Source organism: Paenibacillus sp. FSL P4-0081 (assembly GCF_000758565.1).
GTDB lineage: Bacteria > Bacillota > Bacilli > Paenibacillales > Paenibacillaceae > Paenibacillus_AQ > Paenibacillus_AQ phytohabitans.
In genome coordinates this window covers 4,450,590-4,476,077 of the sequence record NZ_CP009280.1, presented here as the reverse complement: position 1 = coordinate 4,476,077, position 25,488 = coordinate 4,450,590, and the positions used below count along the sequence as shown (strand labels likewise).

At 56.9% G+C, this 25,488-nt stretch carries 3 protein-coding genes; all 3 read left to right on the top strand.

The annotated features are described in order from the left end of the window. The first annotated feature begins 39 nt into the window (after positions 1-39). From P40081_RS18950 to P40081_RS36485, 3 genes are read left to right on the top strand one after another with little or no spacing between them, the layout of a single operon-like run. Positions 40-12,411, top strand: a complete 12,372-nt coding sequence (locus tag P40081_RS18950) for an SDR family NAD(P)-dependent oxidoreductase (RefSeq protein WP_042137636.1) — start codon at positions 40-42, stop codon at positions 12,409-12,411. Next, complete coding sequence (locus P40081_RS18945; protein ID WP_052421897.1) at positions 12,408-16,217, top strand: beta-ketoacyl synthase N-terminal-like domain-containing protein; 3,810 nt, start codon at positions 12,408-12,410, stop codon at positions 16,215-16,217. The genes P40081_RS18950 and P40081_RS18945 overlap by 4 nt, the downstream gene beginning before the upstream one ends. Further along, positions 16,218-25,463, top strand: a complete 9,246-nt coding sequence (locus tag P40081_RS36485; RefSeq protein ID WP_052421896.1) for an SDR family NAD(P)-dependent oxidoreductase — start codon at positions 16,218-16,220, stop codon at positions 25,461-25,463. It abuts the gene before it with no gap. Positions 25,464-25,488 lie beyond the last annotated feature (25 nt).

The window sequence follows — 25,488 nt, the reverse complement described above, 5'->3', positions numbered from 1 at the left end:
TTCATACATTCATTAGGAAGAGAAGTGGAGGCTAAACAGATGAGCAATAATGGCATACATAGCGGCGAACGCCCTTTTTATCTGTTTCTCTTTTCAGCCAAGACCCGGGAGGGCCTGATTCGGAGACTTGCGGATCTAAAAGAGTGGATCAAGGAAGAGGCGGACGCCAGTACGGATGTCGGAAATATCGCCTACACGTTATCCGTCGGCAGAAGCCACTTTCCCGAGCGGGCGGCCGTGATTGCCGGCGATCTGCAGGAGCTGGAAACGGAGCTGCTGCGCACCCTGGAGGCGCTTGCTGCGGATACGGGCAGTGCCTCCCGCGTGCTGCGGCGAAACCAGAACGGGCGTGAGGATCAGCGCAGGCTGGACGGGATTATGGTAAAAAAAACAAGCGGGGCTTCAGTCTCCCGGCAAGCGCTGGATGAGGCCGCAGGACTGTATATGGAAGGCTGCATTTGCAGCTGGAACGTCTTGTACAGCGACCGCCAATATAACAAAATACCGCTGCCTACCTATCCGTTTCAGAAACACAAGTATTGGCTGGAGCTGAACACGGCAGCGCCTTTAGCCGCAACAGGAGGCGCTGCGGTACAAGCGATAGGCCCGGTACTGGATAACAACCAGTCTACGGTGCATGAGCAGTGTTTTGCGAAAAAGCTGACCGGCGCAGAGTTCTACCTGAACGATCATATCGTATCCGGCCATAAGCTGCTTCCGGGTGTGGTCCAGCTGGAGATGGCCTTGTCCGCTGCGGCCGCTTCACTGCCGGGTACAACGGTCCGCAGGATAACCGGTGTTGTCTGGGCTTACCCGATCCAACTGGAAGACGGCGAAGCCGCTAAGACTGTGCAGGTGTGCCTATATCCGGGGGAAGCGGAAGCTGAACTAGATTATGAGATTACAAGCCTGTCCGAAGGAAATACGGTCGTTCATAGCCAGGGCAGTATCAGTTACACAGCGGAAGAACCGTCTGGTAATCTGCTGGACACCTTGGATATTACCGCGCTAAGCCAAGGGAAGACGCGCGTCAGCGGAACCCAAATCTATGACAAGTTCAGACAACATCAGTTGCTGCTCGGCCCGTCCTTTCAGTCGATAACCGAAATGTTTGCCGGGGAGACAGAAGCGTTAGCTTTCATCGAACTGCCTGCACATTTGCGCGAAGGCTTCAAGGAATATACGCTGCATCCCACCGTGGTTGACGGAGTACTGGAAGCGGTCATCGGGCTGGTCAGCTCTCAGGAAGAACTGGAGGATGCGGTGGCACTGCCGTATTCTTTTGACAAGCTGGAAATCTTCGGGAGCCTGCCGGCGAGCTGTGTATCCTATGTGAAAAAGCTGGAGTCCGCCAATAGCGGCGGTGACCAGGAGTTCGATGTCGTGCTGGCCGACGGGCAGGGCCGGGTCCTGCTGAAGTTCACCCGCTTTGTACTGAAGGTCTTCCATCAGGGAAGACAGCAGAGCATGGAGGAGATGAGCTTCGCTTACGAATGGAAGGAAAACGGTACGGCTCTTCCGCCACAAGGAAATATTCAAGGCGATGTGCTCTTATTCACGGGGCAGTCTGAGCTATATAAGGAATTTGCCAAGGCCAATAATCATCCTGATTCAGGGCAGTTAACTATTGTAGAAGCCGGTGCCGAGTATCATCAGGACGGAGAAGCGCATTACCGGATTAACCCGGAGCAGCCGGCCGATTATACCCGCTTGATTCGTGAATTGAAGAACAGAGGCTGTACACTGGAGACCATCGTGTATGAACAGCCGGAGGTCGCTGCTGCTTCTGCCGGGGCAGCTGCCGCCGGAGCTTACCTGCACCAGCTGTATCTGGCCCAGGCTCTGATGGCTGACCAGGAAAACCGGCATACCCGGGTGATCCAGTTATGCCGGGGCGGGGAGAAAGAGGCTGTACCACCGGAGCTTGGAGCACTGAGAGGATTCAACAAAACGCTCAAGCTGGAGCATTCCAAGCTGCATTTCAGCACGCTGTTCACCGGACAGGCCAGCACGGAGGAGATATACCGGATGGTTGCCGCCGAGGTCCAATCGGCTGACGATGAAGTGCTGTACAAGCAGGACAGAAGGTATGTTCATGCACTGAAGGAGATTGCACTGCCTGAGAAGGAAAGCGTGCAGGATATCCTCCGTCCTCAGGGCGTGTACCTCATTACTGGCGGACTGGGCAAGCTGGGGCTGATTGTGGCGGAGCATCTTGCCGGGCAGGTTCAGGCCAAGCTTGTGCTGATCGGCCGATCCGCACTTCAGCCGGGGCAGGAACAGCAAATCGCCCGTTTGCAGAAGCTCGGGGCAGAAGTGCTGTACGTGCAGGCGGATATTTCGCAGGAACAGGCAGCAGCAGCGGCTGTTGCCGAAGCAAGGAGCCGGTTCGGCAGCCTGCATGGCATCATTCATGCGGCGGGAGTCACCCGCGATGCACTTATCCAGGTGAAGGACGCGGAGCAGGCCGGCGAAGTGCTGGGGGCAAAGGTCCAGGGGCTGATCTATCTCGATCAGGCAACGCAGGAGGATAAGCTGGATTTCATAGCGGCATTCTCCTCAATAGCTGCGGTCACGGGAAATACCGGGCAGAGCGATTACGCGTATGCCAATGCTTTTATGGACGAATATATGCTGTCCCGACATGCCTTGGTGCGATCGGGTCACAGATACGGAAAGTCCATCTCCATCAACTGGCCGCTCTGGAAAGAAGGGGGGATGCAGGTAGAGGAACAGACGCTCTTGTTCTTCCGGAATACCGTGGGTCTGAAACCGCTGGAGACTGCGGCGGGACTGGGCTATTTCGAGGTAATCCTGAACGGAAATGTACCACAAATATTGCCGCTTCAGGCAAACCGCAAGAAAATCAGCGGCATTCTGGGCCTTGAATCAGCGGCTTCCGGTGCAGCTATAACCGGAGAAGGAGCCGTTCTCCGGGCGAATCTGGCGGCCGATTTACTGGAGCAGACTCAGCAAGCCATCACCGGAGTCATCAGCCGCTTGATGAAGCTGGATGAAGCTGTGATCCATCCGGATCAGGATTTGGGCGAATACGGTATGAGTTCCATTACGTTCACGGATGCAGCGGGTGCGGTCAATGATACGTTCCAGGTGCGGATGACGCCGGCGGTCTTTTTTGAATATCCGACGGTCCGTGCATTATCTGCCCATCTGGCGGAGAGCTATCCGGACGAATTGGTTGAATATTTCAGTCACGGAGCCATTCAGGCAGCTGTAGCCTCTGTTGATTATGGGCCGGTTAAGGCGGGGACCTCCGGCACGAAGGCCAGACAAGGGTGGAAGGTGATTCAGCCGGAGTCAGCCGGAGCCGTCAAACGCGAACCTGTTGCCATTATCGGGATCAGTGGAGCCATGCCTGAGTCGAGGGATCTGGAGACATTCTGGGAGCAGCTGCGGCAGCAGAAGGATATGATCTCGGAGATTCCCGGCGACCGCTGGGATACTCAGGAACTGAACCGGCTGAAGGGCCGCGGCCCGGATAAGCCGATCTCCGGCTGGGGCGGCTTCATGAAGGACATCGACAAGTTTGACCCGGGCTTCTTCGGCATTAACCCGCGTGAAGCCGATCTGATGGACCCGCAGCAGCGGATATTCCTGGAAACCGTGTGGTCTACCCTTGAGGATGCCGGATATAAAGCTTCGGCATTGTCAGGCAAGAAGGTGGGGCTGTTCGTCGGGGTCTCTACGAATGATTACAGCACTCTACTGCAGGACAACGATATCGAGATAGAGGCTTATTCTTCCACAGGCAGCTCTCACTGCGTACTCGCCAACCGGATTTCTTACCTGCTCAATTTCCGCGGCCCAAGCGAGCCGATTGATACGGCCTGCTCCAGTTCCCTGGTGGCCGTGCACCGGGCGGTGGAGAGTATTCAGAACGGCGACTGCGAACAGGCGATTGCCGGCGGTGTGAACGTGATTGCCGCCCCAACCCTGCACATATCCTTCAGCCGGGCAGGCATGCTGTCACCGGACGGACGCTGCAAAACCTTCGATCAAAGCGCAAACGGCTATGTGCGCGGAGAAGGTACAGGAGCTGTTCTTCTCAAGCCGTTAAGCCAGGCCGAAGCGGACGGGGATTATATTTACGCGGTTATCAAAGGAACGGCGGTCAACCATGGCGGCAAGGTCAGCTCGCTGACGGTGCCGAATCCGAAGGCGCAGGCTGAGGTGCTGGTGGAAGCCTACGATAAAGCGGGAATTTCCCCGGATACCATCGGTTATATCGAAGCGCATGGCACCGGCACCAGCCTGGGTGATCCGGTGGAGATCAATGCACTGAAAAGTGCTTTTAAAGAGCTGTATCACAGACGCGGAATCCAGGCGACCCGGGAGCGGTATTGCGGACTGGGCGCGGTCAAGACCAATATCGGCCACCTGGAGGCCGCCGCAGGCATTGCCGGAATCCTGAAGGTTGTGCTGGCGATGAAGCATAAGACTTTACCGGGCAACGTTCACTTTAACCAGCTGAATCCGTATATCGAGCTTGAGCATTCGCCTTTTTATATCGTGGAGAAGACGCAGGAATGGACAACGCTTGAAGATGCGCCAAGACGGGCAGGGGTCAGCTCCTTCGGCTTCGGCGGAGTGAACGCCCATGTGGTATTGGAGGATTATACGCCTGCAGCCGCCATGGATTCTTCCGGTTCTGGTTCCGGTTCCGGGCAATCCGGGGAGTCGGGGCAGGGTAACGTGATCATTCTATCCGCAAAGACCAAGCCCCAGCTTCAGCAAAAGGTGCAGCAGCTTCTAAGTTACCTGACGCTTCATGGTGATAAGGAAGAGCTTACGCTGCATAACATCGCCTTCACGCTGCAGACAGGAAGAGAGGAAATGGCGGAGCGGATGGCTTTTGCCGCCGCCGGCAAGGAGGAGCTGGTGAACATTCTGCACAGCTGCCTCTCCGGGCCGGAACAAGCCTATGCAGTGTGCTACGGTCAGGTATCCGCACAGCCTGCGGCTGCACCATCGCTGTCCGCCAAAGCCGGAGACCGGTTATCGGCGCAGCCGGTTACAGCCTTGGAGCTTTCGGAGTTACCGGAACACTGGACCTCCGGAGAGGCGGTTGACTGGAGCCGCCTGTATGTGAACCGGAAGGGCAGACGCATTCCGCTGCCGGTGTATCCTTTTGCCAGAGAAATCTGCTGGGTCCGTAAAAATACACGCCGTATCGCTCCCAAGCTGTCTTCCGCAGAAACGGCTGCCGCCGTACTCCATCCGATGGTTGACAGCAATGTCTCCACTATGGAAGAGGAGAAATTCCGAACGGTACTTCGGCTGGATCAGTTTTTTGTGAAGGATCACGTGGTCGGCGGCAAGGTTCTGATGCCTGGGGTAGCCTATCTGGAGATGGTAAGAGCTGCTGCCGATTTGGCGGGAATCACCCCGGTAACGGGGCTGAAGGATGTCAGATGGATTAAGGCTGTGGAGCTGGAGGAAGACCGGAAGGAAATTTACACCTCTTTCCGGCTTGTTGAATCAGGAGAGCTGGAATACCGGGTGTTCAGTGAAGCCGGGGATCAGCGCGTTCTGCACTCCTCGGGGATAATTTTGCAGGAGACAACGCCTTCCGCCCAAACGCTGGAGATTGCGAAGATCAAGGAGAGAAGTACATCCACCTTCGATCATGCACAGTGTTATGACCATATCTTCAAGGGCGTCGGCTTCGATTATGGCCCTGCTTTCCGGGTGACGAAGACTGCTTACAGCTCTGTACAGGAAGGCTTGTCCGAAATTTCTCTGCCACAGCATCTTGAGGCGGATTACGCCGACTATGTGCTGCATCCGTCGATCATCGACGGTGCGGTGCGGTCGCTCTCATGGGCAGGAAGACGCAGCGATGAGGACTTGACGCTCCGGGTGCCGTTCGCCCTGGACCGTATGGAGCTGGTCGGTGAGGTTCCCCGGCAGTGCTACGCCTATGCGAAGCCTGCAGAGGGGGCAACCGGTACGGATGATGAGGGAACGCGGAAGTATGATATCCGGATTACCGACATGGAAGGCCAAGAGGTTGTGCGGCTGTTCGGATTCTCAATTAAGCATTACGCATCAGCCAAAGGAGTTGCACCCGTGCAAGCTGCCGGTTTATCGCTGTATGCGCCGGAATGGATAGAGGCTGGTCTGCCGCAGGAATCCGCTGCGCTGTCCTCTATTATAGTGTTCGGCTCAGCGGCTTTGGCCGTTTCTATCCGTGAGCAGGCTACGCAGCAAGGCTTGGCGCCAGACCGCTGTATTCAGGTTCAGGCAGGGGCCGAATATGCCCGGCTGAGCAGCACAGAGTATGTGATCAACCCGGGACAGGCAGCGGATTACCTCCGGTTACTGGAAGCTTTGAACACTCAGGGCGTGGAGCTACAGCATATTGTGCATGGCTGGAATGTGAATGCCGTTGCCGGGGCTGGGGATGCGCTGGAAGATACGGGAAGTCTGCAAGTTGGGCTGGCGGAATTTCTGGAGGCGCAAATGGATCAAGGGCTGTATTCACTGCTGCATCTCTTGCAGGCGGCGGCAGCATCGAAGCCGATGTCCAGAATCAGATGCTTATATGCCTATGACAGTGCAGAACATGTGCTGACGCCGCTGAATGAAATGGCTGCCGGATTGGCCCATTCGATCTCTGCCGATCATCCGTTGTTCCAATTGAGTCTTGTTCAGCTAAATGCAGCGGCCCCGGCAGAAGCCGCAGAGCGGTTGGTCCGAGAATTACTGCCGCCGCAGCTTGCCAGCGGGACAGAAATCAGATACGACGGCGGAGCACGGTATCTGCGGAAGCTCCTTCCGCAGCCCATGCTTCACCAGGCCGGGGAATCCAGGTTCATCAGAGGCGGTGTCTATATTATTACCGGCGGCACCGGAGCACTCGGCATGCTGATGGCGGCTGAACTGGCCGCTACGGTTCAAGCCAGGCTGGTGCTGGCCGGAAGGCAGCCGGTGGATGCGGCCATTCAGGCGAAGCTGGAGCATTTGGCGGGACTTGGCGCAGAAGCGGTCTACCTTCAGGCAGAGGTTGCCGACATGGGTGGCGCAGTCCGGTTAATCGGACAAGCCAAAGCTCGCTTCGGTGTGATTAACGGCATCCTTCATTGCGCTGGAATCGGGGAGACGGTGAAGGCGGCGGAGAGCAGCAAAGCAGGCTTTGCCCGTATTCTCGGCCCCAAAGTCAGCGGGACCCTGAATCTGGATCTGGCCAGCAAGGATGAAGCGCTGGATTTGTTCATCCTGTTCTCGTCCACCTCTGCACAGATCGGGGATATGGGAGCAGGCAGCTATGCGGCTGCCAATAGCTTCATGGACCGCTTTGCCGTCTATCGTGACCGTCTTGCCGCACAGCATCAGCGGCAGGGCAAGACCGTATCCATCAACTGGCCGCTCTGGCAGGGTGGAAGATATCAGGTTGCGGCAGCACAGCAGCAGGTGCTGGCCGATTATTACGGCATGCACCTGCTGGATAGCAGAACAGGCCTGGATATTCTGGAGGCTGTGTTAAAAGAGGATGTCGTGCAGGCCTTCGTCGGCTACGGCGATCCGCACAAAATCGCCCGGGCGCTCGGTATAAGCGGAGCATTTCAAACTGGTCAAGCTAGTCAGGCGGCCACAGCGGCGCAGTCAGCAAGCAGCAGCGTTGACAGCGGGGAACTGCTGGTACGGACGCAGGCTTATCTTGTCAGCCTGCTTGCCAAGACTCTGGGCATCTCCAGGGACCGGATCGGCCAGGCTTCGCCGCTGGATGCCTTTGGTCTGGATTCAATCATGATTCTGGAGCTGAATGAGTCGCTGCAGCGCGATTTCAGCGGACTGCCGACCACATTATTTTACGAATATAACACGGTAGAATCGCTTGCCGGTTACTTCACCGGGCATTACGGAGCCCAGCTTGCTTCCCTATTGAAGCTTGAGCAGCCGCAGAACCCGGAGGCGGTGAAGACGCCGGTAAGATTGCCGGTAAATCCGCAGGGCGGACGCTTCCTGCCGAAGGCAGGGGAAGCTGCACCGCCGGTAAGAAACGCGGTGAACAACGGCGGTATGGATATTGCGGTCATCGGCATGGATGGCAGATTCCCGATGGCGGGCAATATCTCCGAGCTGTGGGACAACCTGAGGGAAGGCCGGGACTGCATTACTGAAATTCCCGCTGACCGCTGGGACTACACACTGGACTACGATGCGGAGAAGGGCAAGAAGGGCAAAATTTACACCAAATACGGCGGTTTTATCGACGATGTGGACAAATTCGATCCGTTATTCTTCCAGATGACACCGCGGGATGCCCAGTTGACGGACCCGCAGGAACGGTTGTTTCTGGAATGCGCCTACCACACCGTCGAGGATGCCGGATACACCAGGGAGAAGCTCGCCCGCTCCAAGGTCGGAGTTTTTGTCGGCGTCATGTATGGCCATTATCAGCTAATCGGCACGGAAGGCTACGCCTCAGGCAATCTGGTAGCGCCTAACTCGTCCTTCGCATCCATCGCCAACAGGGTGTCGTACTTGTTCAACTTCCAGGGGCCGAGCATGGCGGTTGATACCATGTGCTCCTCCTCGCTGACCGCGATTCATCTGGCCTGCGAGAGTATCCGCAGCGGTGAGAGCGAGGCTGCGCTTGCCGGGGGCGTCAATGTGACGATCCACCGCAACAAATACGTGTTCCTGTGCAGCCAGCGCTTCGCCTCCAGTGAAGGCAAATGCCGGGCCTTCGGCGAGGGCGGAGACGGTTATGTAGCCAGTGAAGGCGTGGGGGCAGTTCTGCTCAAGCCGCTCAGCAAAGCCATAGAAGACGGAGACCATATCTACGGAGTCATCAAGGGCACGGCAGTGAATTCCGGCGGCAAAACCAGCGGCTACACTGTGCCGAATCCGGGTGCTCAGGCTGCGGCTATTGCCGAGGCTCTCCGCAAGTCGGGCGTACATCCCAGAACAATCACCAGTCTCGAAGCGCATGGCACCGGGACCTCTCTGGGCGACCCGATTGAAATTGCCGGACTGTCCAAGGCGTTCGGCCAGTACACGGACGAGAAGCAGTTCTGCTCGATCAGCTCGGTCAAATCGAATATCGGACACCTGGAATCTGCCGCCGGGATTGCCTCAGTAGCCAAGGTCATGCTGCAGATGAAGCACCGGATGCTCGCACCGTCGATTCATACGGAGGAACTGAACAGCGGCATCCATTTCGAGGATACGCCGTTCTATGTGCAGCGAAGCCTGGACCGCTGGGAGCAAGCTCCGGGCAGCGGAGAGATGCGCAGAGCCGGCATCAGCTCCTTCGGGGCAGGCGGAGCGAACGTGCACCTGATTGCCGAAGAATACGTACCGGCACAGGCTGCTGCAGAAATCGCCGGAAGCAAGCTGATCGTATTGTCCGCCAAGAACCGGGAACGTCTCATGGAGAAGATTCATGAGCTGCACCGCTTCCTGGAGGCACCGCTTCCTGGAGAATACACACTGGCAAATATCGCATACACGCTGAGCACAGGCCGGGAGGAAATGGAGGAACGGCTGGCTTTTGCCGCCTCCACACTGGACGAACTGAAGTCAGCCCTGCAAGCTATTGCGGCAGGTGTTGTCCACGAAGGTGTACACCAAGGAAATTCGGCGGCAGCGCTAACGAACGGAGCCGCCATTCTCGGGAATGACCCCGAGGATATCGCTTATATCGCCGCGCTGGCCCGCAAGAATCAGCTGGAACGGATTGCGAAGCTATGGGTCCTCGGCACGCCGATTGACTGGAGTCTGCTCTTTGCAGGCTATAAGCCGCAGAAGGTTTCCCTGCCGCTGTATCCTTTTGCCAGAGAACGATATTGGCTGGAGAACACGGGCAGCGGCAGCACGGGAACAGCTGTAACAGCAGCGAACGGACAAGCGGGGAACGGGCTAATGCCTGAAGGGCTGCTCTCCCTGCACCCGCTGCATCCGCTGGTGGATGTCAATATCTCCACACTGCGCGAGCAGCGGTTCCGCAAGCGGCTCTCTGTCGAGCAGTTCTACCTGCGGGATCATATCGTTGCGGAGCAGATGCTGCTGCCCGGGGTCGCTTACATTGAGATGGCCAGAGCTGCAGGTGAAATTGCTGCCGAAGCCACGGTCAGCGCGGTCCGGGACATTGTCTGGCTGAAGCCGGTGGTGATGACAGAGGATTCCATGGACCTGGATATCGTTCTGGAGCCTGAAGGGGAGGCCGTGCATTATGAAATCTTCAGTAATGCCCGGAGCGGCAAGGTTGTGCATTCCAGAGGCGTTCTGGAATTCGCTGAGGTGCCTGCATCCCGGAGAAGCCGGAGCCTGGACCTGGATGGAATCAAGGGCCGCTGCCCGGGCCGCAAGGATAAATACGAATGCTACCAGCATGTATTCAAAGGAATTGGCTTCGATTACGGTCCTTCCTTCCAGGTGACGGAAGAGGTGCTGAGCGGGAAGGAAGAGACGCTGGCCCGCTTGTCCCTGAATGAGGCCTACAGAGCCGCATTGCCTGAATTTGTACTTCACCCGGCGTTATTCGACGGGGCGGTACGCTCGGTGGCCGCAGGCAGGGATGAAGCAGGCAGAGCCACGCACATTCCGTTCTCGATGGGGAACATCGGGATATTCGCACCGATTCCTGCCGACTGCTATGTGTACACCCGGGTGAAGGAGCAGCCGGGAGAGAACAATCAGGGATTGAACATTTTTGATATTGCCATTCTCGACCTGGACGGCCATGAAGTGGTCAGAATCGAGGATTTCATCGTCCGGCCGTTTGCCGGGAAGCCGGAAGGCCGTCGCCCGGAGGAGGAGATATTCTACTATACTCCGGTCTATGAGAATGAAGCGCTTGTCCCGGTAATGGGTGCAGAGCGGCGGAATGTTCTGATCTTTGGCGAACCGGCAGGCGGCGGGGGCAACGGTAATAAGGATGCCACTCATCCTCCGCTCCATATGTTGCCAAGCGGAGCAGACGGCTGCGTCTGGATTACACCGCATACGGAATACCGGGCACGTCAGGGAAATCATATAGCGATTAACCCGCAGAGGGAAGCGGATTATGTGAGACTGCTGCAGGAGCTGCGGGAGAGCGGCTTTGACGCCACCCATGTCCTGCATCAGTGGGCAGGAACGGCAGCGCCGCTGCCGCTGACTGCGCTAAGTGATGACATGATCCAGCCTGTGCTGACACAGATGCTGGAGAACGGCGTATTTTCCGTTGTCTCACTGTTCAAAGCCTTCGTCCAGGTGTACGGACAGCAGCCGCTGAAGCTGCTGTTCATCTACCGGACAGACCAGGGAGCTTTCTCGGCTCCTCATGAACTGCTTGCCAGCTTCGCGAAGTCGATTGTAACGCTGCACCATAAGTTTCAGATTGCCAGCGTATCGGCGGATGACCATACAATCAACGGTGCGGGCTTCCAGGAAAGACTTTATCAGGAGCTGTTCTCTTCAGAGAACACAGGTCATGCGGATATCCGTTATACCGGAGGACAGCGGCAGGTGCGGAAGATCAGACCGCTGGAGCATGGCGGCAGGAAGACGGCTGCTGCATCCCCCGTGACTTTTAAAGAGAACGGTGTGTATCTGATTCCAGGCGGTACAGGCGCGCTGGGCATGATTTTTGCCAGATATCTTGCCCGCACTTACCGGGCCGCCGTTATTTGCACCGGCAGACAGCCGGCAAGTGAACGGACGGATGTCTTCATGGCGGAGCTGGAGCGGATTGGAGGAGAGGGCCGTTATCTTCAGGGCGATATCGCAAGCGCCGGGGATGTGAAGAAGATCATGGGCAGCATCAAGAACGAGTTCGGCGTGCTTGACGGTATCATCCACTGTGCAGGCCAGGGCGGATCAGTACCAGTAACGGAAGCGGACCGCGCGGCAGGCCGGGAGATCATGAATTCCAAGGTACAAGGCTTGATCCACCTGGACCTGTTCAGTACGGATTTTGATCTCGGTTTTCTGATCCTCTTTTCCTCCATTTCGGTGGAGCTGGGTGATCTGGGCGTTGGTTATTATGCCATGGCCAACAGCTTCATGGACCGTTATGCACAACTTAGAAATGAATCAGTGTCACAAGGGAAGCGCAAGGGCCAGACGATTTCGGTCAATTGGCCGCTGTGGAAGGACGGGGGATTTGAAATTCCCGAGAGTGAGTCGGCGTTCTATTCCAGCTACCTGGGCATGAGCATGATGGATGAGGATACGGGCATCCGGGCTTTTGAAGCCATCTGCCAGGCGGGCAGCGGTAATATCATAGTTGCTGCAGGGAACAAGCCCAAGATTGATCATGCGTTCAAGCTGGAAAAAAACACACCGGTGCAAGAAGTTCCGCTAGAGGATAAGGGGGCCATTGTTGACCTGCTGACCCGGCTGCAGGCCGGAGAGATGAGCGAAGCGGAAGTGGAACAGTGGATGGGGGGCCTACGATGAGTGACGCAAACCTGGAAATGGGCAGAATTCTGGAGCAGATCAAGCGGGGAGAGATAGACCCCGAGCAGGGCTATACGCTGATCCGGCAGCTGAAAAGCCAGCCCGCAGTGCCAGCAGACACCAAGCGGACAACCGGATCAAATGCAGATGCACAGGGAGGCCAAGGGCTGCATGACTATGCTGTCCAGTATTTGAAGGGGCTGCTCTCGCAGGTCATCGGTCTGGAGACAGACCGGATCAATGCGGGGCAGAGCCTGGAGGAGTACGGGGTGGATTCGGTGGCGATTATGGAGATCAACTCGCTGCTGGACAAGGATTTTCCGAATCTTCCGAAGACGCTGATGTTCGAATATGGTAACTTGGCTGAGCTTGCCGGGTATTTTGTACAGAATCAGCGGGAGCTGCTGGAAGGGCAGGCCGGGTACCGGCAGACCCGCGAGAATCACCAGGCGGCCAAGCCCGCCGTACCGGCGGCAGACCTTGCACCGATTCAGAAGAAGAGTGAAGAACCTTCGAAGAAATACAGGACCTTCGTAACGCCCGGCAAGAGCCGGGACCAGGCAGTGGAGCAGGCTCATCCGGCAAAGGACGGGGGGATTGCGATCATTGGCATCAGCGGCGCTTTTCCGGGTGCCCGCAATCTGGATGAATTCTGGAATAATCTGAAGAACGGTGTGGACTGCATTTCCGAGATTCCGCCGCAGCGGTGGGATCACAGCCGATTCTACGATCCGGAGAAAGGCAAGAAAGGCAAAGTGTACAGCAAGTGGGGCGGTTTTATCGACGAATATAACTGCTTTGATCCGCTGTTTTTTCAGCTGACGCCAAGGGATGCGGAGCAGCTAGACCCGCAGGAGCGCCTATTCCTGGAGAGTGCACACAGCGCTATTGAGGATGGCGGCTATACCCGGCAATCCCTGTGGAACAGTAAGACAGGTGTGTTCGTCGGCGTCATGTACGGCCACTACCAATTGTACGGAGCGGAGGAGACCGCCAAGGGAAATACTCTGACACTCAGCTCGTCGTATGCCTCCATCGCCAACCGGGTGTCCTATTTCTTTAATTGGAACGGGCCCAGCATTGCGCTGGATACGATGTGTTCCTCGTCGCTTACCGCGCTGCATCTCGCCTGCGAGAGCATTTACCGGGGAGACAGCGAGATTGCGATCGCGGGGGGAGTGAATGTCACCATTCACCCGGATAAGTATCTGTTCCTCTGCAATCAGCGGTTCGCCTCGAGTGAAGGCAAATGCCGCGCCTTCGGCAGCGGCGGAGACGGGTATGTGCCCGGCGAAGGGGTGGGTGCACTGCTGCTGAAGCCGCTCGCCAAAGCAATGGAGGACGGAGACAACATCTATGGGGTGATCCGGGGAACCTCGATTAACCATGGCGGCAAGACGAACGGCTACACCGTTCCCAATCCGAATGCGCAGTCGAATATTATCGCGGAGGCGCTGCGCAAATCGGGCGTCCATCCACGGCATATCAGCTATATGGAGGCACATGGAACGGGAACCGCGCTCGGTGATCCGATAGAGATCAGCGGCTTGACCAAAGCCTTCAGGACCCGGACGGCAGATAACCAGTACTGCGCGATCGGCTCGGTCAAAAGCAATGTCGGTCATCTGGAATCGGCGGCCGGGGTGGTCTCCATCATTAAGGTGCTGCTGCAAATGAAGCATAGGCAGCTTGTACCCTCGCTCCATTCCGAGGTGCTGAATCCGAATATTAACTTTGCAGAGACCCCTTTCTATGTTCAGCGCCGCCTGGAAGAGTGGAAGCCTGCCGTTATTGAAGAGGGAGGCGTGTCCAGAGAATGCCCGCGTTATGCGGCGGTAAGCTCATTCGGCGCAGGCGGCACGAACGTGCATGTCATCCTGGAGGAATACATGGGGAAGCCGGAAAGTGTCTTGTCCGCAACGCACATTGACCGCGGCTGCGGGCCGTACATCTTTATTTTATCCGCCAAAAACAAGGACCGGCTGAACGCTTATGCCAAGCATGTCCTTGATTACATTGATCTGCACACGGTTTGGCAGGGAAATGCGCCGGAAGAGATCAGCAGCACTGCACTTAGAAAATATGTGATCGCCGACATCACCGCCTGCTTCCTGCAATCGGCCCTCCTGCCTGCATACATCAGCGCCCAGGAGGCCATTGAGGAATACGGCCTGTCCAAAGAAGAACTGATGGCTGCTGCGGACGCTCTTTATGAAGCTTATCCGGTCCGGCTGCCTATGGGCCTCCTGACGGGCAGCGCCACGATTGAAGGCATTGCCGGTCATCTGCTGGAGCAGCTGGGTTCTGCAGCCATTGCGGCCAGACATGGACTTGGAGCGGGAACGGCAGAATCAACGGAAGATGTGGAAAGCGCAATAGATGCGAACCGTACAGCCGCCTATGATTTCCGCCTGGAAGAGCTGATCTATACGCTTCATGTTGGCCGGGAGCCCATGGAAGAAAGACTGGCGATCGTGGTATCCGGCACGCAGGAGCTGAGGGAGAAGCTGAGCCAGTTTCTGGCCGGCAGCCGCAAAGTCTCCGAGGTCTATGCGGGAAATATCAGCTCCGGCAGCGAGATCCGCGATGTTTTCACGGAAAGTGAGGAAGGGGAAGCCTTCCTGCTGTCCCTGGTGCAGTCCGGCAAGCTGAGCCAGCTCTGCAGACTGTGGGTTAGCGGGGTGAGCTTCAACTGGCAGCTGCTGAATGCACAGAGCAAGCCGGGCAGAATCTCTTTACCGACTTATCCGTTCGACCGGACACGCTACTGGTATAACTCTACGGAAGCCGCTGCAGCAGTATACAGCAGCAAACCCGCAGCCCTGGCGGCGGTCATCGATTCCAATGAATCTGTATTTGAGGAGCAATGCTACAAAAAAAGCTTAAGTGCAGCCGATGCCTACCTGCGCGATCATGTGGTCCAAGGCCGGATGGTGCTGCCGGGAGTGGTCTATCTCGAAATGGCCTGGCGGGCAGGGGCGCTCTCCAGCCGGGAGTGGAAGGTGCAGTCGGTTACCGATGTGAAATGGCGCAGAACGCTGGAGCTGCCGGCAGACAAGGATGTCCAGGACATCTTTGTGGGGCTGGTTGCCCAGGAAGACGGGATCGGAGCCAGTATCTATTCCCTGAACGGGAACGGTCAAAGAGTACTGCACTGCACCTGTACGGTGAATTATACGGACGGTGAAACCGAAGCCGCAGATGCGGATGCTGTGGATATTCCGCATATCCTCCAAACAGCCAGCCGCACCATTTACCGCGAAGACTGTTATGAGCTGTTCTCGGCTCACGGAATGAAGTACGGCCCCAATCTGCGGACCATTGAAGCGGTATATACCGGAGATCACGGCACCTTGTCCAAGCTGACACTGCCGGTACACACGCAAATGCCGCTTCAGGAATATATCCTTCATCCCGGATTTGCTGACGGAGCGATGCAGACAGCATTGTATTCGGTGCTCAGCGGCCAGCGGCAGAATGGAACCTTTGTCCCGTTTGCCCTGCAGTCTGTAGAGGTCTACAGACCGTTGACACCTGTGAGCTATTGTCTGGTTGCGCCTGCCGCTTATGCGAAGGAGCAGGATATGCAGTTCGATTTGCTGCTGCTTGACAGCTCAGGCCTTCCGGCGGTGCGTTTCTCCTGTCTTTCAGGAAGAGATTTGACGTCTTCTGCGCAGAACACGAGGGCGGCGGAAGCAGAGTCGGCCGCTTTGGCGGGAACTGCGCTGCTGGATGAGATGCTGACCAAGCTGCTGAACGGAGAAGCCGGGGTAGATGAAGTTGAGAGAATGCTGGGGGGAATCTAAGTGAGATCAATTATTGAAAGGATCGCCAGCGGAGCCATCTCCAAGGAGGAAGGCCTCCGGCAGATTGCGGCGCTTAAGCGCTCGGATAAGCAAGTGCTCCTAACCTTCACCAAGACTTTGGCGGAACAGCCGCTTACAGACCTTAAAGGGGATTCTCTCGGACATGTGCTCGTTCTGGCAGCCGATAGGGGGCTTGAGCCCAAGCTGCGCGGCCAGTTTGCCTCCTTGTTCCAGTCGCTTACGTTTGTGACGGCGGATGAAGCCGGCACCGGGGCGGAAACAGGTCAGGACAGGCTTCCTTTGCAGGATCAGGAGGATTATACACGGCTGCTGTCCGGCCTGGAGCGGCAGGGATGTTTTCCCGGCAGCATTCTTCATCTCCTGTCCCAGGAGGAAGTGGCCGATGGAGAGGCGGATGCTGCCATGGAGAGCGGCGTATATACAATGTTTGCGCTGACCAAAGCCCTTCTGTCCTTCAAAAAACGCGCAAAGGTTAATATCCTGTTCCAATATAAACAAGCGGAGAATCACGCGGTGCATGCTGCACTGGACGGTTTTGTGAAAAGTGTCATGATCGAGAACCCCGGCCTGCTGTACAAGACGGTATCCACCGATCTGGGCCGCGAAGCTTTTGACCCGCAACTGCTGGAGCAGCTGCTGCTGGAGCTTGGCTCCATGCAGAACGGCCACCGGGAAATTCATTACCGGGGTTCCCGGCGGTATGTGCCGGTTTTTGAACGGTATACTGCTCCGGCAGATCACCTCTCTGTACAGCAGCAAAGTCCCGCAGCTCATCCGGTCTACCTCATCACAGGCGGTCTGGGTGCGCTCGGCTACACGTTGGCCCGCCATTTGGCGGATACCTGTTCAGCCAGCCTTATTCTAACCGGAAGAACGCCGCTGAACCGTGCGCTGGAAGAGAAGCTGCAGGCGCTGCACAGAAACGGTAATCAGGTGAGGTATGTCTGTGCTGACGTGGCAAGTCCAGCCGATACCCGGGCGCTGCTCTCCGAAGTCAAAGCCAGCTTCCCCCGGCTTCATGGCATCCTGCACTGTGCCGGAATGACCAGTGATTCCTTCATCCTGCATAAGGAGCGGGAAGAGCTTGAACGGGTGCTGGCCGCGAAAGTTGCCGGTACGCAGAACCTGTATGAGGCATTTGGGCAAGAGCCGCTGGAGTTCATGCTGCTGTTCTCCTCCATCTCCGCCGTGACCGGCAATGTGGGGCAATGCGATTATGCTTACGCCAACAGCTTCATGGACCATTTTGCCAATGAAAAAAGAGCCGCTGCCGGTGTAAAGATACTCTCGGTCAACTGGCCGCTGTGGCAGGAGGGCGGGATGATGACGACAGCGGACAGCCTGGACATTATGCGGAGGAACCTTGGGATATCGGTCCTGCCTACGGCCGAAGGACTGGATGCATTCGATAAGCTCAGCTGCCAAATGGCGGAGAATGCCTTAGTACTCTACGGCGATGCTGCACGGATAGAGCAAGCGGTAGAGGCAATCAATTATCCGCAGCAGGGGGACAAGCCAAGGGCTGACACGGCGGTTTCCGGTGGCGGAGCTATATTATTGCCTGAAGCATCACCCGCTATATCTATAGATACGGAGGCGCTGAAGCAAGGCGCGGAGCAATATTTGAAAAATATTTTCATCAAAGTCACCAAAATCCCGCCGCATGCGCTGGGCCTGGATGATTCGTTCGAGAAGATCGGCTTTGATTCCATTATGGCGATGAGCATCAACGAGGAGCTGGAGGCCAGCTTCGGCGAGCTTTCCAAAACGCTGTTGTTCGAATACCAGACGCTGCGGGAATTGAGCGAATATTTCACTGAGCAGCACAGGGAGGCACTCGCCGGTCTGATTGAGCCTCCTGCCGCCAAGAAGGCTGCTGTGCCGCCGCAAGGACTTCGTTCAGATGTGCGTCCGCAGCTCCCAGGCAAAACGCCTATTCCGCCTAAGCGGATTCAGCCTTCCGCAAACGCCGGGCAAGCTGCCAGGCAGCGGGACCGCAGCCGGGTGAATGAGGATATTGCGATCGTCGGCGTCAGCGGAAAATTCCCGATGTCCCCGGATCTGCAGGTCTTCTGGAATAACCTGCTTCAGGCGCAGGACTGCATTACCGAGATTCCAGCAGACCGCTGGAGCATTGACGAATATTACACTACCGATAAGAATCAGCTCGGCAAAATGTACTGCAAATGGGGCGGATTCCTTGACGATGTGGACCGCTTTGACGCTTTGTTCTTCAATATATCGCCCCGGGAAGCGGAGATTATGGACCCGCAGGAGCGGCTGTTCCTGGAGTGCGCCTACAGTGCCATTGAGGATGCCGGATATACACGTGATACGCTGGGCAGCCGCAAGGTCGGTGTTTTTGCCGGTGTGATGTATGGCCAGTATCAGCTCCTGGATGCCGAGATTGACGGCAATAAAATCGCCTTATCCTCCGTCTATGCGTCGATTGCCAACCGGGTGTCCTATCATCTCAACCTGAATGGACCGAGTATCGCACTGGATACGATGTGTTCCTCGTCGCTCACTTCGATCCATCTTGCCTGTGACAGCATCCGCAGGGGCGAGAGCGATTTTGCCATCGCGGGGGGTGTGAATGTCTCCATTCATCCCGATAAATACATATTCCTAAGCCAGCAGAAGTTCGCGGCCAGTGATGGGCGGTGCAGAAGCTTCGGTGAAGGCGGAGACGGATATGTTCCCGGGGAAGGCGTTGGCGCTGTTCTACTGAAAACGGTGGACCGGGCAGTACAGGATGGCGATCATATCTACGCCGTAATCAAAGCCAGCTCCATCAACCATGGCGGCAAAACCACAGGCTATACCGTGCCGAATCCGACCATGCAGGGTGCGGTGATCCAGGAGACCTTGCAGGCTGCGGGAATTCATCCGCGTACGGTCAATTATATTGAAGCCCATGGCACAGGAACCTCGCTCGGTGATCCGATTGAAGTCAGCGGACTGGTCAAAGCATTCAAGGAGGGGACAGGTGACAAGCAGTTTTGTGCCATCGGCTCAGTGAAGTCCAACATCGGACACTGCGAATCTGCAGCCGGGATCGCGGCCATCACCAAGGTGCTGCTGCAAATGAAGTACGGCGTGCTTGTTCCCTCGCTTCATTCCGAGGAGCTGAACGGCCACATTAACTTTGAGGAAACGCCTTTTTATGTGCAGCGGCAGACGGGGCCGTGGGATCGTGTGTCGCTGCCGGAAGGCGGAGGTCAGAAGGAATATCCGCGCCGGGCAGGGGTCAGCTCCTTTGGGGCAGGCGGAGCCAACGCGCATATTATTCTGGAGGAATATATCCCGGCCCCGCAGAGCAGCAGTCAAGACAGCAAAGGCAGCGGAGAGCCGCACATCATTGTCTTATCCGCCAGAGCGGAGGACCGGCTGAAGGCTTACGCGCTGAAGCTGGCACAGTATCTGGAGTTGCCAGAAGCGGAAGCGGCCAGTCTTAAGGACATTGCCTATACGCTGCAGGTGGGACGGGAGTCTTTTGCAGAGAGGCTGGCGATCATTGCCGGTTCGGTCTCCGATCTCAAAGCGCTGCTGGACGAATTCAATCAGGGCCGATTGCCGGGCGGCAAGGTATACCGTGGCAATGTCAAAGGCTTCAAGGATTATATCGAGCTGTTCAACGCGGGTCAGGCGGGAATCTCTTATGTAGACCTGCTGCTGGACGGCGGAAATACCGGTAAAATAGCCCAGCTCTGGTCCATGGGACTGGATGTGGACTGGCGGAAGCTGTATGAATCAGACAGCTGTACAAGAGTTCCGCTGCCGACTTACCCCTTTGCCCGGAACCGTTATTGGGTCAGCGAGGTGAAGCGGCGGGAAATCCGCGTCCCGGCTCTGGTCCCGGAGACTGCTGGTATGGGAGAGCTGGTCGAGCATAATCTGTCCACCATCGACGGCTACCGTTTCTCTTCCCGGTCTGCGGTGATCAGCAGCTTCTATGAGCCCTACACCTGGCAGGGACAAGAATACATGAACGGCTTCGGGCTGCTGGCGTTTGCGCGGGAAGCACTGGAGCTGGCCGGTTACAAGCAGGAAGGGCTGCTGCTGGAGAATATGGCATGGTCGGGTCTGATGGACCGGCAGCAGCTTCCACCGGCACTGGACATTCACATCTTCCCGGACAGAGGAACCGGAGCGGCCGAGATCCGGATCGGGGAGCAGGTCGTCTTTCAATGTGAGGCCGCTATAGGAGCGGACCTGACTGTAGATGCAGCCTATGCCACCAAAGATATTCCGGAAGCAGGACAAGGGGAGCCGGTCCTGAAGCAGGCCCGGCAGGCACTACGCTTACTCTATGGCATTGAGTCCGGACTGAAGCATGTCACCGGCTTGCGGCAAGACAAGAACATCTTGCTGGCCTTTGTTGATCTGGGAGAAGCTCCGGCAGCGGATTCCCTCTCCGCAGAGGCCGTGAATTCAGCCTGCCACACTCTGCTGGCTCTCGCTGCGCTGGAGCAGCCGCAGCATCCGGCGGTGCTGCATTCCATCCGCCAAATGTCATTCCGGCACAAGCCGTTGCAGCAATTCGTGATTCGTGCCGAGCGCATTGCCGGGGATGAATACACACTGGCTGTATTAACCGGAGATGGGGCAGTGGTCTGGATAATGCAAGGCGTTCGGCTTGCCGGTCTTCAGGCACAGGAGGTACAGGAACGGGAAACCGTCCAGTATTACACCACCGCGTGGACCCCAAGTCCGCAGGAGTCGGCCGGAAATCTGACGGGTGATGTGGTGCTGTTCCTGGATGATATGCAGGAGCTGCCGCACTTCAAGCGCAGCTTCGCAGCAGGCGCAAGGCTGATCTTCGTCACCGCCGGGGAGCAATATGCCCAGCTCGGCGACAATCTCTACAGCTTGCGCTTTGATGACAAGCAGCATATTCATACGCTGCTGGAATCTCTGCAGGCGCGGCGTGTAAGCCTGACGCAGATTATATATTTGGCAGCTTCGGCTGCAATGAAGCCACAGGACAAGCTGAATCACAGCGTATACCCTCTGCTGTTCCTGACCCAGGCGCTGATGGAGAGTAAGGCTGCGGCCGGCATCCGGCTGCTGTATGCCTTCAGGAAGACAGGGGATGCTGGCAGTCTGCTGGATGCCTCAATGGGCGGATTCATCAAGACGCTGCATCTGGAGAGCCCGAATTACAACTTCAAGACCGTCTCCCTGGCAGCTTCGCTGCCGCAGGAGGAGCTTCATTCCATTCTGGAACAAGAGCTGCTGCTGGACCCTGGGGAGCAAGAGGTTCAATACAGCAGCGCGGGCCGGTTCGTCAAGCGGCTCGTTCAAGCCGGAAGTGAAGCAAAGCCCGGCACTCCGGTAACCGTCAGAGCAAACGGTGTGTACATCATTACAGGTGGGCTTGGCGGGCTGGGGCGCGTGTTCGCCGCTTATTTGGCCGAAACGGCGCAGGCGCAGCTTGTCCTGACCGGCCGTTCGCCGCTGGACCGGGAGAAGGAGGAGAAGCTCGCGGCGCTCCGGGCGCACGGGGGTTCTGCCGAATACCTCGTTTCGGACGCCGCAGACGGGCAGGAAGCAGGGGAGCTTGTCGGCTATGTGAAGCAGAAATACGGCCGGATTGACGGCATTCTGCACTGTGCGGGGATTCACCGGGATGCTTTTATTCTGAACAAAGACCAGGCAGACTTTGACCAGGTCATCTCCTCCAAGATCCTCAGCACACTGAATCTGGATCAGGGTGCGCAGGAGGAGAAGCTGGATTTCATCCTGCTGTTCTCCTCCATTACAGGAGAGACAGGCAATCCCGGGCAGGCGGATTACGCCTATGCGAACAGCTTCATGAATGAATTCGCGGTCTACCGTGAACGGCTGGCTGAAGCAGGTGCCCGGTCCGGGCGCACCTTCTCCGTGGCCTGGCCGCTGTGGGAAGCGGACGGCATGCAGCTGACCACGGAACAGCGGAGAATGCTGGAGCTGCAGACCGGCCTGACGCCGCTCCCTGTGCAGCAGGGCATCGCAGCTTTTGAATACTTGCTCCAGCAGGGCAATATCAATCCGCTGATTGTCGGATACGGTCAGCCGGAGCGCGTAAGCAGGCTGCTGGAACGGATTAACCGTGTTAATCCGGTGGAAGCGGAGATTCACCCGGAGGAGCTTGAAGATAGCAGCCTCTCTGGCACTGAATTGCTGGACCGGACGCTGCACTACCTGACGGAGCTGTTCAGCGGACTGCTTAAGCTTCAGCCGGAAGAGATTGATATTACCGCTGAATTTGAGGAATACGGCATTGAATCGGTGATGGTCGGCTATTTCAACGGCAAGCTGGAAGAGGATCTCGGCGAGATCTCCAAGACCCTGCTGTTTGAATACCAGACCCTTAAGAGCCTCGCTGCACATATGGTCAGCCGCTACACCGGTGCTTTGAACAAGCTGTTCCACTCTCACGGTTCAGGCCGGGAGCTCCCGGAGCAGGCTGTTTCTTCTTCAACCGCTGATTTGGCAGGCCAGCCGGTAATCTCTGCCGCCCAGCCGCTGGTATGGAAAGAACTGACCTCCTTCTCGGGACAAGGCGGGCAAAGGGGTACAGCCCATGCGGCGGCCGGGAAGGGCGAAGAGATCGCAATTATCGGTCTAAGCGGGAAATATCCGCTGGCCGGAGATATTTACGAATTCTGGGATAATATCGCTGGCGGAAGAGACTGTATCCGCGAGATTCCCGCAGACCGCTGGGATTATAAGAAATATCTGGGCGGAAGCTTCGAGAAGGTGCAGGAAGGCAAGATGTACAGCAAGTGGGGCGGGTTCCTCGATGATGTGGACAAATTCGATCCGGCATTCTTTAATATTGCGCCGCGGGAAGCAGTGATCATGGACCCGCAGGAACGGATGTTTGCCGAGACGGTCTGGTCGGCTCTGGAGGATGCGGGCTACACCAAGAAGAAGCTGCAGCGGGACGGGGAGGAACACGGCGCGAATATCGGCGTTTTTGCCGGAGCGACCACCTATTCGTACCAGCTGTGGGGACCGGAGGAATGGGAAAGGGGCAATCTTTCGGCCATGCCGAACGTGTCGCCCTGGTCCATCGCCAACCGGATTTCCTATATGTTCAACTTCAGCGGTCCCAGTCTGGCGATAGACACCGCCTGCTCATCGTCACTTGCCGCCATTCATGCGGCGTGCGAGAGCCTGAAGAACAAAGAATGCCGCCTCGCGGTAGCGGGCGGAGTGAACTTATATCTGCATCCTTATAAATATGTGCTGATGTGCCAGACCAAGATGCTGTCTCCGACGGGGAAATGCCACAGCTTCGGCGATGCCGCTGACGGCTTTGTCCCCGGCGAAGGGGTGGGGGCCGTTCTCTTAAAGCCTCTGAGCGAAGCGATTAAGGATAAAGATCATATCTATGGCGTGATTAAGGCGACCGGAATCAACCATGGCGGCAAGGTCAGCGGTTATACCGTTCCGAATCCGAATGCCCAGGTCAGCCTGATCTCCAAGGTGCTGAAGCAGGCGGGAGTGGATGCAAGCAGCCTCTCTTATGTCGAGGCGCACGGCACAGGGACCAAGCTGGGAGATCCCATCGAGATTAATGCGCTCAATCAGGTATTTGCTGAAGCAAATCCGCCCAAGCAGTCCTGTGCCATCGGTTCGGTCAAATCCAATATCGGCCACCTGGAAGCGGCAGCAGGTATTGCCTCCATTACGAAGGTGCTTCTGCAGATGAAACACCGGAAGCTTGCCCCTTCCATCCATGCGGAGCAGACCAATGCCAATATTGATTTTGCCAATTCTTATTTCCGAGTACAGCATGAGCAGTCACCTTGGACGGTTGCCGGACCGGACGGCTCAGCCGTAAGGCGGGCCGGTGTCAGTTCCTTCGGGGCCGGTGGAACCAATGCCTATGTGCTTATTGAGGAATACACCGCTGAAGTCCAGGCGGGTGTGCCTTCGGCACAGCCTGGTTCCGGCAACGGACACAGCAGCGATGATCAGGTCATCGTGCTGTCAGCCAAGACACCGTATTCCCTGAAGCAAATGGCCGTGAAGCTGCGCTCATTCCTGGAAGGCAATCCGGATACCGCGCTTGCGGATGCCGCATACACCTTACAGACAGGACGGGAAGAAATGACCTGCCGCCTGGCCTTTGCATGTACCAGCATCACGGAATTACAGGCGAAGCTGGACAGCTATCTGGCCGGTGAGAACCTGGAAGATATCTATTCCGGCAAGGTATCCAAGCGGACGAAAGGGACAGTGCTCACGGCCGGAGATGCTGCAGAATTGGCAGCTGAATGGGTGCAGGGGGCCGAGGTTGAGTGGCCGAAGCTGCATTCCGGCGAGGAAGTGCGGATTATACCGCTGCCGACCTATGCTTTTGAAAGAGAGCGTTACTGGATCACCCGGACCGAATCGCCGGCTTCCGCAAAGGGCGGGGAAGAACGCAAGCTGCATCCGCTGGTGGACCGCAACCTGTCCAGCTTCAGCAAGCAGAGGTACGAGACGATCCTTCAGGCGTCTGATAGGAACAGCGGACTGGCGAATACAGCCTTTATCGAGCTGTTCCGCATCACAGCAGAGCTGTCATTGGAGTCGCCCTGCCATGTGATTGAGGATGTGATTTGGGGAGTGCAGCCGCAGCCTGGGGCGGCGGACAGCCTTATGACCTCCCTGTATGAAGCTGGAGCGCACATTGAATGTGAGACAGGCTATGACAACGAGCAAGGTGACTATGTTATTTGTGCCCAGGGTAAAGTCACAGCAGCTCCTTACAGACCTGCAGCCGCAGTAACGCCAATCCGTATGGCTGAACTGGGATCGCCCGCTGCGTGGCCTGCGCCTAATGCCACCGCCTTTCAGCATATTGAGACTATTCATGAGCTGCGGACCGGCGCACATCAGGCAGCAATCAGCGTTCGCCTTAAAGAACCTCTGGACTCGGCGCAGAACCGGGGGCTGCTTCACTATTCGGCTGTTGAAGAACTGCTGGGTTGCCTGGTGCGGCTGGCTGCACAGGCTGACCGGGTGGAATACCGCAAGCTGCTGAGATGTACGGTGCTCGGTCCGCTGACCCGGGATGTTCAGGTACTCGCCCGGTGGCGGACGATGAGTGACGGGCTGACGGCAGTTGATATCTCGATCCTTGATCCGCAAGCGCGGGTTCTGATGACCATGGAAGAGCTGACCCTGAAGCTCACAGGAGCCTCAGTCTTAGACGCAGAACGGCCGGTAGTACCCGCAACCGTCTGAACAGGGCAAGCACCAGAATATAGCA